The organism is Vibrio sp. Isolate32 (assembly GCF_022397955.1).
Classification (GTDB): Bacteria; Pseudomonadota; Gammaproteobacteria; order Enterobacterales; family Vibrionaceae; genus Vibrio.
Genome location: NZ_JAKEUQ010000027.1, coordinates 1 through 13,938, shown reverse-complemented (window position 1 = coordinate 13,938; position 13,938 = coordinate 1). Strand labels below are relative to the sequence as shown.

General features: G+C 42.1%; 15 protein-coding genes, 1 other RNA gene and 3 pseudogenes. 11 read left to right on the top strand and 8 right to left on the bottom strand.

Translation table 11 applies throughout. From position 1 onward, the window contains the following. The first annotated feature begins 79 nt into the window (after positions 1-79). Complete coding sequence (locus L1D11_RS18005) at positions 80-400, top strand: DUF1244 domain-containing protein (RefSeq protein WP_004736423.1); 321 nt, start codon at positions 80-82, stop codon at positions 398-400. A gap of 86 nt (positions 401-486) precedes the next feature. On the opposite strand, the gene L1D11_RS18000 is transcribed toward L1D11_RS18005, so the two are convergent. Next, positions 487-1,554, bottom strand: coding sequence for a PLP-dependent cysteine synthase family protein (locus L1D11_RS18000; protein ID WP_239834093.1), 1,068 nt, complete (start codon positions 1,552-1,554; stop codon positions 487-489). Between the two features lie 147 nt (positions 1,555-1,701). On the opposite strand from L1D11_RS18000, the gene L1D11_RS17995 reads away from it, so the two are divergent. Next, positions 1,702-2,157: an Lrp/AsnC family transcriptional regulator gene (locus L1D11_RS17995; RefSeq protein ID WP_004739953.1), complete on the top strand. Its 456-nt coding sequence runs from the start codon at positions 1,702-1,704 to the stop codon at positions 2,155-2,157. A gap of 62 nt (positions 2,158-2,219) precedes the next feature. Continuing rightward, positions 2,220-2,885 (top strand): hypothetical protein, encoded by a 666-nt coding sequence (locus L1D11_RS17990; RefSeq protein WP_239834092.1) that lies wholly within the window; start codon positions 2,220-2,222, stop codon positions 2,883-2,885. A 112-nt stretch (positions 2,886-2,997) separates the two neighbouring features. On the opposite strand, the gene tesB is transcribed toward L1D11_RS17990, so the two are convergent. Beyond that, positions 2,998-3,858, bottom strand: a complete 861-nt coding sequence (tesB, locus tag L1D11_RS17985) for an acyl-CoA thioesterase II (RefSeq protein WP_239834091.1) — start codon at positions 3,856-3,858, stop codon at positions 2,998-3,000. A 168-nt stretch (positions 3,859-4,026) separates the two neighbouring features. Between tesB and L1D11_RS17980 the strand changes: the two genes are divergently transcribed. After that, positions 4,027-4,467 (top strand): YbaY family lipoprotein, encoded by a 441-nt coding sequence (locus L1D11_RS17980; RefSeq protein WP_239834090.1) that lies wholly within the window; start codon positions 4,027-4,029, stop codon positions 4,465-4,467. Between the two features lie 75 nt (positions 4,468-4,542). On the opposite strand, the gene L1D11_RS17975 is transcribed toward L1D11_RS17980, so the two are convergent. Continuing rightward, positions 4,543-4,845 carry an MGMT family protein gene (locus L1D11_RS17975; RefSeq protein WP_239834089.1) on the bottom strand — a complete coding sequence of 101 codons (303 nt, stop codon included), beginning with the start codon at positions 4,843-4,845 and terminating at the stop codon, positions 4,543-4,545. Between the two features lie 51 nt (positions 4,846-4,896). Here L1D11_RS17975 and L1D11_RS17970 point away from each other — a divergent pair, with 51 nt between their 5' ends. The 4 genes from L1D11_RS17970 (at position 4,897) to L1D11_RS17955 (ending at position 7,182) form a co-directional block, all read left to right on the top strand. Beyond that, the gene (locus tag L1D11_RS17970; protein ID WP_239834088.1) at positions 4,897-5,640 is read left to right on the top strand and encodes a hypothetical protein; all 744 of its coding nucleotides are present in this window, start codon (positions 4,897-4,899) and stop codon (positions 5,638-5,640) included. Positions 5,641-5,850: 210 nt separating this feature from the next. Then, positions 5,851-5,947, top strand: an RNA gene (ffs, locus tag L1D11_RS17965) — signal recognition particle sRNA small type. A gap of 120 nt (positions 5,948-6,067) precedes the next feature. Further along, positions 6,068-6,691, top strand: coding sequence for a Tn7 transposase TnsA N-terminal domain-containing protein (locus tag L1D11_RS17960; RefSeq protein WP_345772757.1), 624 nt, complete (start codon positions 6,068-6,070; stop codon positions 6,689-6,691). A gap of 2 nt (positions 6,692-6,693) precedes the next feature. Next, the gene (locus tag L1D11_RS17955; RefSeq protein WP_239834086.1) at positions 6,694-7,182 is read left to right on the top strand and encodes a hypothetical protein; all 489 of its coding nucleotides are present in this window, start codon (positions 6,694-6,696) and stop codon (positions 7,180-7,182) included. Here the strand turns inward: L1D11_RS17955 and L1D11_RS17950 are convergent. The 3 genes and pseudogenes from L1D11_RS17950 to L1D11_RS17940 all read right to left on the bottom strand — a co-directional run. Continuing rightward, positions 7,154-7,829: pseudogene (locus L1D11_RS17950) on the bottom strand (IS3 family transposase). The gene L1D11_RS17955 and the pseudogene L1D11_RS17950 sit on opposite strands and share 29 nt — an antisense overlap. Before the next feature lie 126 nt (positions 7,830-7,955). Next, positions 7,956-8,993, bottom strand: coding sequence for an IS110 family transposase (locus tag L1D11_RS17945; protein WP_239862658.1), 1,038 nt, complete (start codon positions 8,991-8,993; stop codon positions 7,956-7,958). A 7-nt stretch (positions 8,994-9,000) separates the two neighbouring features. After that, positions 9,001-9,287: pseudogene (locus L1D11_RS17940) on the bottom strand (transposase); the annotation flags it as partial. Between the two features lie 212 nt (positions 9,288-9,499). Between L1D11_RS17940 and L1D11_RS17935 the strand changes: the two are divergent. From L1D11_RS17935 to L1D11_RS17925, 3 genes are all read left to right on the top strand, one after another. Continuing rightward, positions 9,500-10,498 (top strand): hypothetical protein, encoded by a 999-nt coding sequence (locus tag L1D11_RS17935; protein WP_239834842.1) that lies wholly within the window; start codon positions 9,500-9,502, stop codon positions 10,496-10,498. A 115-nt stretch (positions 10,499-10,613) separates the two neighbouring features. After that, positions 10,614-12,350, top strand: coding sequence for a HEAT repeat domain-containing protein (locus L1D11_RS17930; protein WP_239862656.1), 1,737 nt, complete (start codon positions 10,614-10,616; stop codon positions 12,348-12,350). Between the two features lie 212 nt (positions 12,351-12,562). Beyond that, positions 12,563-13,300, top strand: a complete 738-nt coding sequence (locus L1D11_RS17925) for an HAD-IIB family hydrolase (RefSeq protein WP_239834763.1) — start codon at positions 12,563-12,565, stop codon at positions 13,298-13,300. Between the two features lie 43 nt (positions 13,301-13,343). Here L1D11_RS17925 and L1D11_RS17920 read toward each other — a convergent pair whose 3' ends face one another. Then, positions 13,344-13,556, bottom strand: coding sequence for a TIGR02450 family Trp-rich protein (locus tag L1D11_RS17920; protein ID WP_063522399.1), 213 nt, complete (start codon positions 13,554-13,556; stop codon positions 13,344-13,346). A 133-nt stretch (positions 13,557-13,689) separates the two neighbouring features. After that, positions 13,690-13,938 (bottom strand): annotated as a pseudogene (locus L1D11_RS17915) (IS4 family transposase); the annotation flags it as partial.

The window sequence follows — 13,938 nt, the reverse complement described above, 5'->3', positions numbered from 1 at the left end:
CTAGCGAAGTGCGGGCTTTTTTTGTATAACAATATCTGCTCAATACATTAAAAAATGAAAACTATTAAGGGACACCAAAGTGGCTGAATTTAAATACAAAGATCTTTCTCAAGAAGAACAAGACAAGCTGGATGCAGCAACCTTTCGTCGCCTATTAGCACACTTAGACAACAACAAAGATGTGCAGAACATTGATCTGATGATCTTGGCTGGCTTCTGTCGTAACTGCTTCAGCAAGTGGTACAAAGCAGAAGCTGAACAACAAGGTTTAGACCTTGATATCGATGATGCTCGTGAGCGTGTTTATGGCATGACTTACGATGAGTGGAAACAAAACCACCAACCAAAAGCAACACCAGAACAACTGGCTGCTTTTGAAGCGAAGCAGAAGCCAGAATAGTCTTAGCTTGTCGCTAACCAAAGACACACAAAAAGAGCCCATTAAGGGCTCTTTTTTATTTTGAAAGCTTGTGCTTTGCTTGGCGCTTAAGCTAGCTCACCCGTTTGAGAGAAAGTTTCTAACTTTGCAGCATAAGGCTGAAGGTCGCCAATGTTGTTTTTCACCCACTCGTCATTGAAGTAAGTGTCTAGGTAACGCTCGCCGCTATCACAAAGCAGAGTCACGATAGAGCCTTTCTCTCCACGCGCTTTCATCTCACTTGCCAGTTGAAGCACACCGTACATGTTGGTACCCGTAGATGCGCCGACCTTACGGCCTAGAATGTCAGACAACCAATGTGTCGTTGCAATACTTGCCGCGTCTGGGATCTTACGCATTTCGTCAACCACACCTGGAATGAAGCTTGGTTCTGCACGTGGACGACCAATGCCTTCAATTTTGCTGAATGTGCTGCCTTTTACTTCTGTATTGCCTGTTTTGTAATACTCGTGGAAAACTGAGTTTTCAGGGTCGACAACACAAAGCTTTGTTTCATGCTGTTGGTAACGAATGAAACGGCCGATCGTTGCTGAAGTACCACCAGTACCCGGGCTCATTACAACCCAAGTTGGAACCGGGTGATCTTCCATCTGCATTTGATTGAAAATCGAGTTTGCGATGTTGTTGTTACCACGCCAGTCGGTTGCGCGCTCAGCGTAAGTAAATTGGTCCATGTAATGGCCATTGAGTTCCGCTGCTAAACGACGTGACTCATCATAGATTTGGTCAGAGCGGTCAACTAGGTGTGCTTGGCCGCCGTAGAATTCAATTTGCTCGATCTTTTTCTTCGCTGTGCACTTTGGCATTACCGCAATAAATGGAAGACCAAGTAGGCGAGCGAAGTAAGCTTCGGACACCGCCGTGCTACCAGATGAAGATTCAATGATCGTGGTTTCTGGGCCAACCCAACCGTTACAGATAGCGTATAAGAACAGAGAGCGCGCCAAACGGTGCTTCAAAGAGCCTGTTGGGTGTGTACTTTCATCTTTAAGGTAGATATCAATGCCTTCAATGCTTGGAAGGTCTAGTTTGATAAGGTGCGTATCCGCAGAGCGCTGGTAGTCCGCTTCAATTTTACGAATCGCGTTGTTAATCCATTGATGGTCAGTGCACATAAGCGTTCTCCTGATCGAGTGTAGGAATTTTTTGTAATTGGTATGGTTTTAATTTAGCTAGATCTGGAGAGAAAAACTTTGCCATATTTGCTTTATTTTGACTAAAATGTAGAAAATTATTCTATTTAAAATCAATTTGGTGAAAGTGTGATAGATGCAGTAGATAAAAAAATATTAGCGTTATTACAAGAAGACAGCACCCTGTCATTGAACGATATTTCCGAAGCCGTCAACCTCACCACAACGCCTTGCTGGAAGCGTTTAAAGCGTTTGGAAGAGAATGGCATCATTGAAAAAAGAGTGGCATTGCTGAACCCTGAAAAGTTAGATCTTTCTTTCACCGCGTTCGTATTGGTGAAAACCAGTGATCATTCTCATGAGTGGTACGGTCGTTTTGTGAATACTGTGTCGGAATTCCCAGAAGTCATGGAGTTCTATCGCATGGCGGGCGAGTACGATTACATGATGAAGGTGCAGGTTAAAGACATGAAGTGCTTTGATGAGTTCTATAAGCGCTTGGTTAATAGTGTGGATGGTATATCAAACGTTACTTCTACGTTTGCGATGGAACCATTAAAGTACACCACCGCGCTACCGCTATAACCATTTTAACGATTGTGTTTCGAGTTTAGATATCGCCTCTGCGATGAAGAAAAGGATTATTCATGTTTGCAAAAGTTTCTACTGTTATTCAACTCGTGTTAGCTATCGCCATTTTTTACCTTGGCTACACCATCTATTCATTCACCAATAAAGTCGGTGAAATTGTCGATACCTATCCTCAGGTTATTGAGGATCTTTCCGTGCTCACTAAAGAGCTAAAAGTCGAAGAGTTTCTGATACTGGCGGAGCACGTCGACGAGTTAGCACCACAGATGCTGAATACCGTCGAAGATGTAAGAAAGACGGTCGAGAAGGTGAACAAAACGGTCGCATCGGTCGATAGCAAAATACCAGCTATACTAGACGAAGTGAAAAATGTTCGAGTTGAAGTCGGACAGGTGAGAACCGATGTGATTCCGCCAACGCTGACCGAACTTAAGCGCTACCGTGTTGATTTGATGCCACCAATGCTTGCTGAAAGTAAGTCATACCGAGAACAAACGATTCCTGTGGTGATTGCCGAGTCTGAGATGCTGAGAGCCGAAGTCCCTGCGATTCTAGTGCAAGCTAACCTGTTGGCTGACAAGAGTAAGGAGCTCGCTCAAGGCGCGGCAGAAGGTGCGGTGAAAGGCGTGGTGTTATCGCCATTTAACTTATTGCGCGATGCGGGTGATGGTATCAAAACGCGAGTGCAAGGCGAGCCGAAGCCGGTTGAACAGGGTAACTAAATACGGTTTCGTTGAACTGCCATCGTGATTAAAAAGAGAGGAGGCTAGTTAAGATACCTAGCCTCTTTTCTTTTAAGGTGTTTGCTTACAGATGCTCAGACGTATTTGATGACTACTTAGTAAAGCGCATCACACCTTCTTGAACGGCTGTCGCGACTAAATCACCTTTCTGGTTATAAATCTCACCGCGTACTAGGCCGCGAGTGTTGGCCGCTGTTGGGCTTTCAATCGCATAGAGCAGCCATTCATCCATCTTGAATGGGCGGTGGAACCAGATTGAGTGGTCTATCGTTGCCACTTGGAAGTTTGGCGTCATTAGAGAGACTTCGTGTGGATGAAGAGCAGTGACTAAGAAACCCCAATCTGAAGCGTAAGCAAGCAGGTATTGGTGAATCAAGTGGTTGTCTGGCATCGCGCCATTTGCTCTAACCCAAAGGTACTGTTTCGCTTCCGTCTTCTTTGGTTTTAGTGGGTTAACAACCGTTACAGGGCGCATCTCAATTGGCTTTTCACCACAGAAGGTTTTACGCAGTTTCTCTGGTAAGAACTCCGCAATATGGCTCGCCAGCTCAGTTTCAGACGCAAAGTTTTCCGGTCCTGGAATATCAGGCATCGGATTTTGGTGTTCAAAGCCCGGTGTGTCACCATGGTAAGAGGCCGTAAGATAGAAAATAGGGCGGCCATTTTGAATCGCTTTAACACGGCGTGTACTGAAGCTGCGTCCATCTCTGAGATTTTCAACATCGTAAATAATCGGCTTTTCAGGGTCGCCGGGGAATAGAAAATAACTGTGGAACGAGTGAACACTACGGTCGTCTTCAACGGTATAACGAGCAGCAGAAAGTGCTTGTCCTAAGACCTGACCGCCATAAACTTGTGGAAGACCGAGGTTTTCACTTTGTCCACGGAATAAACCTTCTTCCAGCTTCTCAAGCTGAAGTAAACTTAGTAATTCTTTTAAAGGTCGACTCATCGCCAGCATTCCTCTTAGTAAAATGAGTGTCAGATTATTGTGTTAATCATTTAGCTTAGTCAGATATCTGTCAATAAATCATAGGGTTTCAAGACAGAATATGAAAGCTCTCTTATAATTAGTCCGTAGATTTGCCGAGTCCGGCAAACATGTTGAGAGAAATTGAATATGAAAAAGGCTCTAATTCTTCTAACGTCTTTAGTATCGTTTGGCCTGCTAGTCGGTTGCCAAACAACATCAAAAACGAACGCTTCTCAGGAAGTGGTTGCAGAGAATACTCAAGTGATTTCAGGAACAGTTAGCTACCGCGAAAGAATTGCATTACCAGAGAATGCATTGGTTACTGTAACGCTAGAAGATGTTTCATTAGCAGATGCTCCATCAACGGTTATCGCGACTCAAGAGTTCACAACCGATGGTAAGCAAGTACCGTTTGCGTTCGAATTAAGCTACGACAACAACAAGATTCAGCCTAACCACCGTTACAACATGCGTGCAACGATCCATGTTGACGGCAAATTACGTTTCACAACAGATACTATCAAGTCTGTGATTACAGATGTAGAAAGTACACAACACGCTGACCTGCGCTTGGTCGGTGTTCGCTAATTAGAAATGGATGCCACTGTTAAGGCATTTTGATTGGTGTTTTGTAGCCAGTTGAATCGGCGAATGATGGCAGCTTTAGGGCTGCCATTTGTATATTCTGAGTTTAACTTTTCCTGCGTCGCTCACTTCAATCCCTTCCTCTAACAAATGCTTCTTTTGGCGTTCAAATGAGTCACCTTTCAAGGAAATCTCGCCTTTACTGTTGATCACTCGATACCAAGGGAGTTTGCTACCTTCAGGTAAATTACCCAATGCTTTTCCCACATGGCGTGCATAGCCCGGAAAACCCGAGAAACGTGCTATGTCTCCGTAAGTTGTTACTTTTCCAAATGGAATTTGGTGAATTACAGCAAAGATTTGGGCTAAAAATTGGTCCATACTAAATGTTCCTAGTTCATGAATACCACGGATCGGTAGAAGGAGAGAGCTATGGTCTTTTCAACGTTTCAATTTCTAATTACAACATTATTAGCCGTTGTTTGTGCGAGAGCAATCAGTTTAAGTGAGGGAGATATCCCAGTACTGGCGATGGTGATTCCTGCATTATGGTTCTTACCGCAGGGTGGTATCGCAGGTTTAGCTTTGCTTGCTGCCATGACGACTTATGGCTTAACCCTTCCTCTACAGCCAATCACGCTCTCTGTTAGCGCGTGGGTGCTGTTCCCACTGTTAATGGTGGTTTTCTCAAGACGCAGTAGTTTGTCGGTGGTGATTATTTCGGGTTTGATCGTGACTACTTTGCAGGTCGGGATTATGGTCACGCAATCAGCAGGCAAGCTTGAGGGCACGCCATGGGTGACTCTATTACAAGTCTTGTCCATCATGGTTATTTGGTGGGCTGCTAACCATCTTAAACCCGCGAGTCGACACAGCTGGTGGTCATTAGGGTTAATCTTGCCTCTTTGGATAGCCGACTTACCTTATGCAGCGCTTGTGGCCTTGTGTGTGACGGGCATCATGGCATCCATGGAAACGCTGATGCGCTTGAAGACCTTCAGCTGGAATAAACTTTTATGTTGGACACTCCCAACGGTCGGTTTTGCGGCATTGGTGATTACGCCGAGTATTGAAGTGCCAAGCCCAGTATTCGTGGTATGGCTTTGTCTATTAGGGACTGCATGGATGACGGATTACATCATTCGTACTGAAGATAACGAAGACATCGATATCTAGTGTCTACTTTATCTAGTGTCGCTGTACGAGAACTTCGAATCGCAGGTAAATGATGAATTTACCTGCGATTTACTGGTGGTTTGAATAAAGGATAAGCACTTAGACCACAATTGCTCAAAAAGAAAGGGGAAGGGCTTGCAATGGCTGCCGGGATGCTTAATAATCCACTCACTCTTTGAGGCAAGCCTCTTAGAAAACGAATCTATGGGGGCCTGGTCCTCCCGCAACAATAGCTCGTGAACTCGGTCAGGTCCGGAAGGAAGCAGCCGCAGCGTGTGACTTGTGTGCCGGGATGTGGCTGGGTTCCCACCCTTTTTGATGTTTGCAAAATAACTTAGCATAAATTGCAAAGAAGTTAGCAAATTTGCACTATAAGTCAGCATAGTCTATTTTTTGTTGTAGGTTTACAACAAATGTGATGCGCACTATGTTCGACCAAACTAAGAAGTCATCTCACGTACACAACATCTGCAAGTTTATGAGCTTGAAAAATGATGCTGTCGTTCGCACCCTATCTATTTTAGAGTTCGACTTTTGTTTTCATCTCGAATATAACCCTGATGTTAAAGGGTACATATCTCAACCACACGGTTTCTTTTACTACTTTAATGGTCGCAAGTGTCGTTATACGCCTGACTTCTTAGCCGATGATCATAAAAACCGATCTACCCTTATTGAAATTAAGCACTCAAGCCAAATCTTAAAACCTGATTTTAGACAGCGATTCGCTGAAAAACAGCGGGTAGCACTGGAAGAGCAAGGAAAGCGTCTTGTTTTGGTGACAGAAAAGCAAATTCGCATTGATCCTATTTTTAGTAACCTCAAACTATTGCATCGTTATTCTGGTTTACATACGGTCACAAAAGTTCAAAAGTCTGTTCTTGGGTTTATACAACGTAAGCAAAAAGTTCAGTTACGCGAAGTATCTGAATACCTGGGTTTATCTGAACATGAAACGCTTGTATCGACGCTCTGCTGGCTATCGTCAGGGAGAGTTAAAACTGATATTAGAAGTTCTGATTTTGGTTTGAATAGCTATGTTTGGTGTTAGATATGACGTCAGATTTCGAAGACGTTTTTGGTTTCATCGACGAAATGGAAGCTTCTGGCAAAGAAGCGGAATTAGCAACAAAAATACCGAGTGATTTATTTCAAGAAAATGAATCGTATCCTTCTTCCTTTGATACATACCCTGAAAAAACTCGAGAGGAAGCGTTACGACGCCTTAAAGTCATTCAGTTTACTGAAAGGCGTCTAAAAGGTGGCTGGACAGAAAAAAATCTTGTACCAATTTTAGATGACGTTAAACAGCAGTTAGGGTTAGCTCCGCCTAGTTGGCGAGTCCTTGCTAGCTGGAAAAAAATGTATTTTGAGTCAGGAAGGTCCGTTCTTTCGCTCATTCCTAAACATGCACAAAAAGGGAATAGAACTGGTCATATTGATTCACAGTCGCTTATTGATGAAGCGATTGAAGTGAAATATCTGATCTGCTCCAGCCAGACTGGACACTTCATTAAGCGACATTTTGATTTTCAAAGTTAACTGGGCTTAGATACCCAAGAGCACTGTGCCTTCTTGTCCGATTATAATCAACCTCTATGTATTCAAAGATTGTTTGGCGCATCTCGTCTCGCGTCATGATCGGCTCATACTGGATCGCTTCAACTTTCATTGAATGGAAGAAGCTCTCAACACAAGCATTGTCCCAGCCGTTTCCTTTCCTACTCATACACAGCAGGTTCGGTGCCACTGGCAGTTTATGTTTGCTGTCCGTCGTACACTTAAACTTACGTGCCGCTTTCGGTGTTAAATCCTGTCGCTTCATACTGGCGGCAATGGTTTTAATATTACGGTTATCACCGTTCTCAGCCAGCTCTTTTTGGATGCGCCTTGAGCCATCACGGCCTTTGCTATTGTCAAAAGCTTCTTTGACCTTTGTATCAAACTCTTGGCGAGTTACCTCGCGCTGGGCGGTCTTGTGGCGATGCTTAATCCAGTAATAAAACCCACTTCGTGAAACGCAGAACACCTTAGCCATGCGGATAACACTGAAGCACAGCAGGTGTTCGAGCATAAATTCGTAGCAATCTTATGTGGACTCCCCATTGTCAACAGCAAAAAATTTTAAATAAGAAAATAAATGCGCACTTATGTACGAGTTCTAAATGAGTAGCTAACTCAGACTCCATGATATTTACGCGAACTAGTAAGCTATTACCTACATTACGAGCTCAAAGCTCTTGATTGCTAACTGCTTTTACTAGCTGATTTTCAAATCTTATTTATGCATTTTTACTGGTTTGACACTTTTATATTCAGGCTGTAATAGGATCAGCCTGATATTCTGTCCCTTGAGTCAGAATAGCAAATGCAGTTCTAACGTTTTTGTTTGCCAATGCTACAGCAGCACACTTTTTACCTCGGCGCTCTATCAAGGCTTTTAACCATAACTCCTTTTCTGTTCTTGCTGGCCTATTAGCAATGTAGCTGACAACAGACATGGCTCCCGTGATCAATTGGCTTCTCAAAAGAGTATTCTTGACTCGTCTACCTATAGAGCCTAATTTGATCTTGCTACCAGATGAGTACTGAATGGGAGTTAAGCCAATGCAGGCAGCAGCATCTTTTCCTTTCGTAAAGGTGCCGATATCTGCACACCCTAAAGCGATATATAAGCTAACGGCATTCAATACTCCAATACCTTCTATTTTTAGTAGTTTTTTGCAGTCAGGCTGAGACTGTAAAGCTCTTTCCAAGCACGAGTCATAAGTCTCTACAGCATCGACAAGAGATAAGTATTGCTCCCATGYAACAGAAAGAGCCATACGAAACTCGCCTGAAAATCCATTATTTGCATCTTCCAAAGTGGATTTAATACTGCCCCTCAACCCACCATTCTTCTGGGATACTTTAATATTGAACTCAGACAACAGAGCTATTAATTGATTCTTTGCTGCTGTTTTTTGTCTTACGCCTAACTCCCTCAGGCGCATGACCGACTGCAATTGTTGCTGCTCTATTGTTTTCCCTGAAATAAAAGCGATATCTGGCAACAACGATGCTTGAATAATGGCTAAAGCATCATTTTTGTCGGTTTTCTGATTTTGCCTTACAGAAGCAACTAACTTAGGAGATATCAGCCGAGCATCATGCCCAAAGGAGGAGGCAAGTTGCTTCCAGTAGTTCGAAGTACCACAGGCTTCAAATATGACGGTCACTGACTCTGAATTAGCTAACCAGCAAGTGAATTCGTTCGGTGTCATTTCTGTATTGGAACGCACCTTTTTATTTGCATAAACGCAAACTTGAATCACTTTCTTGGCCAAATCTACACCTGCAACTGTCTTCATCATGTTGAACTCCGAATATTTCTCTAGCAACCATTACGAGGCTGCGACTTATGAGGAGGGGAGTCCAATTATCTACTTTAGGTTTTTCGCGAAGTAGGTGGCGGCCTTTTTTACGATATCTAGCTCTTCAGGACTGGTTGTAGTGTTTTTCTTTACCGTCTTACGCCAAGCGTAGATCTGAGATTCATGTAAGGAGAGCTGTCTTGCTGCCGCTGCGACTCCCACTTTCTCTGCTAGCTTAAGAGTTTCGGCTTTAAATTCAGGAGAATGGATAATACGTTTCTTCTTGTTTGCCATAGTTCACCTCGTTAGTGATTTCACTCACTTAACTCAGTGTCCAAAACTGCTGGTGCGGATCAAAGCCGCACAAACCGTCAAGTAAAAACAAGATCTTGAGCCCATAAATTTCACACAATGATTCATGCTACTTATAATGTGATGTGCACCTCATATAATATATTTCAATGATGTAAATTTACGTCGCTTTAAACAACAATATAGGATTTGAGATGAAGTCATATACATATTCCAAGGGGTTTGGTGAACTATTTATTGTTAGTATAATAGTATTGTGCACGTTTAATGTTAATGCTGATTCTTTAAATATAGGTACAGTTCAAGACAAAACAAACTCTGCTAAAGTAGCAAGTCAAGTTGCAAAATTTGATCAAAATCGATTTTCTAATGGTTACTTTACTTATGAAGGAGGGAGAGTCCTAGGTAATACCAATAACCGTTTCACCGTAAAAGTAGGACCTCACAATACTAATATCAGTACTGTGTTTGGTAATACTAATTTAGCATTTAATCCTGAAGAATTAAATTGCGTCAGAGGCTTACACATTGGTCTAACTGTTGACAGCGATACCCCTATTTCAATAAGTCCTACATGCGACGCTCTTTTACAAGCTGATATTCAGCGTACATTCTCCCATAATATTGCTTCACTAGAGGTTCCATTACCTGAGATTCCAATTGATCCTGCGGGGCTTTTTAGACTAGGTGTAAAAATAGGTGCGGTACTTCGAACTGGTGCGGATTTCTCCGCTGGTTTACAAGTTGGTGGCTTTGAGAAAGCTAATTACCCAGTAGTTAAATGGGGGGAACGTAGACCTGACTTTGTTTACGCATCAATTAGACCTTTTCTAGCGGGTGATGCCACAGCGAAAGGTTATATCTCACTGAACCTCGGTATAAAAACAATCGAAAAAGGGGCTAAAGGTCGTCTAAACTTAATTAACTTAGGTACTACTGCGCGAGCTGAAGCAGGCGTTAGTTACAGCCAATATCCTGACTGGAGAGAAATACCTGATAAAAAACATCGTTATTATATGAGAATGAAATGGGACACCAGCGCTAAAGGAGGTGATGGTAGTCTTGGACTGTACTGCACCGTTAAGGCGTTTTTTGGAATGGCAACTATACTAAATGCAGAAACCACTATAGTGAGCTGGTCGCCAATTTGGGAAATGGAACATACGATCGCAGACAAAACAAGATGGATATAAAGATGAGGGATATAAAATCTTAACTGAGTTTATATTTTTTTATGGGTTGAGTTTTATTTAATTTCTAATCTCAACTCATTCATTATTTTTATAGTTTTAACTTTTTAGGGTTGTTATGAAAAAATCATTTTTGATATTGTTATTTTTTTTTGGTATTACTCTTTATTATTTATTTGAAATTTATGATTCGAGCGATGATGTAAATACCACTCAGATACCAGAATATGTTACTAAAGAAAATATTAGGCCAACTAAAGATGAACCGTATGATATCAATACTGATGAGTATAAATTGCAATTTATTGTCAAATTTTCAACAAAGATGATGGCTGAAAAAGAAACTCTTGGTAGTTCAGATTATCAATATAACTTGGCATTTAAAAAAGTAAGTGAGACAGGAAGTGAATATTTAGGACAAGCGTTTAATATTCTTTGGCCCACTGACAATTCTGGAGAGGATCGTCCGATGTCTCTCGCTTTTACAACTTCTTTCGATGACGGTGCTTTTAATGATACAAATATGCTGGGTTTAAACCCATCCCATCCTCTATATTCGATTAAACATATACTCAAGCAATTCTCTTACTATGAGGGTGACAAATCTCTACTATTTCCCGATGCAGAGTATGATTTTCACTATCAAAAGAATGGTACTAATACTGTTTCTCGAATGCTCAAAGGGGCAAGGCAACTTACTGATAGTTATATATTGAGTAGCCAAGATGATAAATGGCAGTTAATTTATGATAATAATACTTTTCCTAATTCATTATCATACCTGAATAAAAAGGTTATTGATTACGAAGGGAACTTTCTAACTATTATTCAAGATATAAATATAGAGCCGGTTTCAAATTATCATAAACTAGACTGGTCTCTCGAAAACTTTTCTGAAAATATTAACGCTAAGATAAAAATTGCTGCACTGAATGTTGAAGCTGGACCGTCACAAAGTGTTATCAATAACGCCAATTTTGAAGAGCATTTTCAAGCTTTCTCAAAATCACCAGACCTGTTTGAGGCAAAATTGATTGGTGTTTTTCTGGCAGATAAAGGTTTTAATTACGTAAAATCATACTTAGAAAACCCTGATACTAGCGACAACCAACAATCGTTGTTAATTTTTGCACTTGAACGGTCTCAAGAACAGGATGGAGAGCTCGTTTTATCTAATATCATCCAAGATAAAACAATAGATGAACAAAACAGATTAAGAGCAATGATGTCAATTGCTAAAATGGGGGAGAGCAATACAGAGGAAGCATTAATCACTCTGCAATCCGCATTGGATGACAGCAGCCAAGTAGTAGCGGATAGTGCACTTTTAAATATCGGCATATTAGGCGGACAATCGGACTTGTTGAAACAAGAGGTAGCTGACTATTTGGAGGAGAAACTACCCGAGCAAGGTCAAGCCTACACAACGTTACTTGCTATCGATAACCTTAAAGATCAACAGTTAGATGAAGCGGTTAAAGGCTACTTGTCTAGTAGTGAATATGATGAAAGGTTAATTGCCGCGAGAGTTTTAAGTCGTAATCCAGAAATGACACCAATACTCCAAAAACAATTATTAAAAGACGATAACCCGAGTGTCATCCAAGAAATAACTGAGATGCGCCTTTCTAGCACAGATTACGAACCGTTGAGCTACGAGTATCAGAGGGCCATGAGAGTTCGTATTCGGAGTGATGAACTTTCGATTGTTGCAAAAGAAATGCTCTTCAGCTATCTGATTGCTGGAAGTGATCAATTAGTATCTAACGACAAAGAACTTGCAGAAGAGCTTTTACAAAATCCTGAGCTTTCAGAGAGCTTCAGAGCAGAGCTAAAGGGGAAGTATCAAGATTAGCGGAAGACAAGATTTAGCGCTTGTTAAGCCACTTTAAATAATTCTGTGTAACTGTTGGGGTTACACATAGTCATTTGATCGATCTTCGAACATAATCATAAAGCGGTTCAGGTATTGTCATCAGTTACAGATTGGCATTGTCCGTTTCTTAAAGGCATCCTGAATCGCTAAGCTATTTCCATCGACATTAACGAGAGTGGCAAGGAGTTCGGATGATAAAAATGTTGGTTTGTGACTTTGACGGTACACTCGATGGCGGCTCTTCTCATGGGGTTAGTCAACTGTTCGATTACCTTACAGAGCAACCCGATATCCGCTTTATCATCGCGACAGGTAGAACGCTCCCTTCCATTCAAACTGGCTTGGCATCAGATAACTACCCAGAACCACACAGCATCATCAGTGATGTTGGCACAAGAATTCACCACAACCATATCCAAAAGCCTGACCATATCTGGCATGAGAAACTCGAGGCATCTTGGAATAAGTCAAAGGTAGAGACAGCACTCGCACCACTCGACTTTATGGGTGAACGCTTAGAGAACCACCAAGGTACCTATAAGATCACCTTTGAGGGTAAGCTTTCTGAACCTCAACATGCATTAATTGAATCACAATTAGAATCACACGGCTTGGATGTACACCTCACCTATTCACACGACTGGTATCTGGATATCACACCAAAAGGCGTCAACAAAGCGACCGCAATCCATCACCTCTTGAAGCAACATGATTTGAGCATTGAACAGGTGTGTGTTGCCGGTGACTCAGCGAACGATACATCTATGCTGACGATAGAGGGTGTGAACTCCATATTAGTAGCAAACCACTACCCTGAAGTGGCTCACCTATCAGGCAGAGAGAACGTATATACCAGTAAGTCAACCCATGCGGAAGGCGTGCTGGAAGGCCTCAAATACTGGCAACAACGAGCTTCAATCAACCTCTAAAACCTTTCTAGCCCATGTACATCAATCGAAACGGGTTCCCTTGCTACTTCCAACCAGGAAGCCACGTTTGATTGTCGGTGAGGTCGCGCCAATTTATCGCTTCTTCCCGTTTCGTCATCACCGCTTCGATTAAACAGCGCACCACTTCTCCTTCGTCAAACTCTACCTCCGTAACCATGAAGTGCTTTTCCTTTTTCACTGGGCTAACGGCCGTCCACTTACTACGAAATAGTTTCTTGGGGTTGATACGGTTCATGGGCACCTCTCTCGCTTTAGTGTCGTTGATTATTATGAATTGTCTGAAAAACAGAAAGTAATAGTCTCTTACACGCAAAAAAGATCAAAAAAAGCCAGCGTATATCGCTTAATGCTTGTAAGTTAAGCATCGTTTAGCGTCTTCTTGGAGGCCTTGTCGCATAGCGACAAGGCCTCTTTTTTACTGCTCTTGGATAACTTCGTTCTCGTCTCTCTGGTAAAACAAAGCTTTCCGACATATCCATTATGTAATTTAATACTTCTGGGATTCGTCCCGGTGCAACTGCTGGGATTCGTCCCGGTGCAACTGCTGGTAACAATTGAAGCTGTCCAACCAGGAACAATGAAGCTTGTTTAAAGCCGATTTGATAAGGCATCACTGA

Excerpts from the sequence above, each read along its gene's own strand:
- L1D11_RS18000 (WP_239834093.1), bottom strand. The coding sequence starts at position 1,554 with ATGTGCACTGACCATCAATGGATTAACAACGCGATTCGTAAAATTGAA.
- L1D11_RS17990 (WP_239834092.1), top strand. The coding sequence starts at position 2,220 with ATGTTTGCAAAAGTTTCTACTGTTATTCAACTCGTGTTAGCTATCGCC.
- tesB (WP_239834091.1), bottom strand. The coding sequence starts at position 3,858 with ATGAGTCGACCTTTAAAAGAATTACTAAGTTTACTTCAGCTTGAGAAG.
- L1D11_RS17980 (WP_239834090.1), top strand. The coding sequence starts at position 4,027 with ATGAAAAAGGCTCTAATTCTTCTAACGTCTTTAGTATCGTTTGGCCTG.
- L1D11_RS17975 (WP_239834089.1), bottom strand. The coding sequence starts at position 4,845 with ATGGACCAATTTTTAGCCCAAATCTTTGCTGTAATTCACCAAATTCCA.
- L1D11_RS17970 (WP_239834088.1), top strand. The coding sequence starts at position 4,897 with ATGGTCTTTTCAACGTTTCAATTTCTAATTACAACATTATTAGCCGTT.
- L1D11_RS17960 (WP_345772757.1), top strand. The coding sequence starts at position 6,068 with ATGTTCGACCAAACTAAGAAGTCATCTCACGTACACAACATCTGCAAG.
- L1D11_RS17955 (WP_239834086.1), top strand. The coding sequence starts at position 6,694 with ATGACGTCAGATTTCGAAGACGTTTTTGGTTTCATCGACGAAATGGAA.
- L1D11_RS17935 (WP_239834842.1), top strand. The coding sequence starts at position 9,500 with ATGAAGTCATATACATATTCCAAGGGGTTTGGTGAACTATTTATTGTT.
- L1D11_RS17930 (WP_239862656.1), top strand. The coding sequence starts at position 10,614 with ATGAAAAAATCATTTTTGATATTGTTATTTTTTTTTGGTATTACTCTT.
- L1D11_RS17925 (WP_239834763.1), top strand. The coding sequence starts at position 12,563 with ATGATAAAAATGTTGGTTTGTGACTTTGACGGTACACTCGATGGCGGC.
- L1D11_RS17920 (WP_063522399.1), bottom strand. The coding sequence starts at position 13,556 with ATGAACCGTATCAACCCCAAGAAACTATTTCGTAGTAAGTGGACGGCC.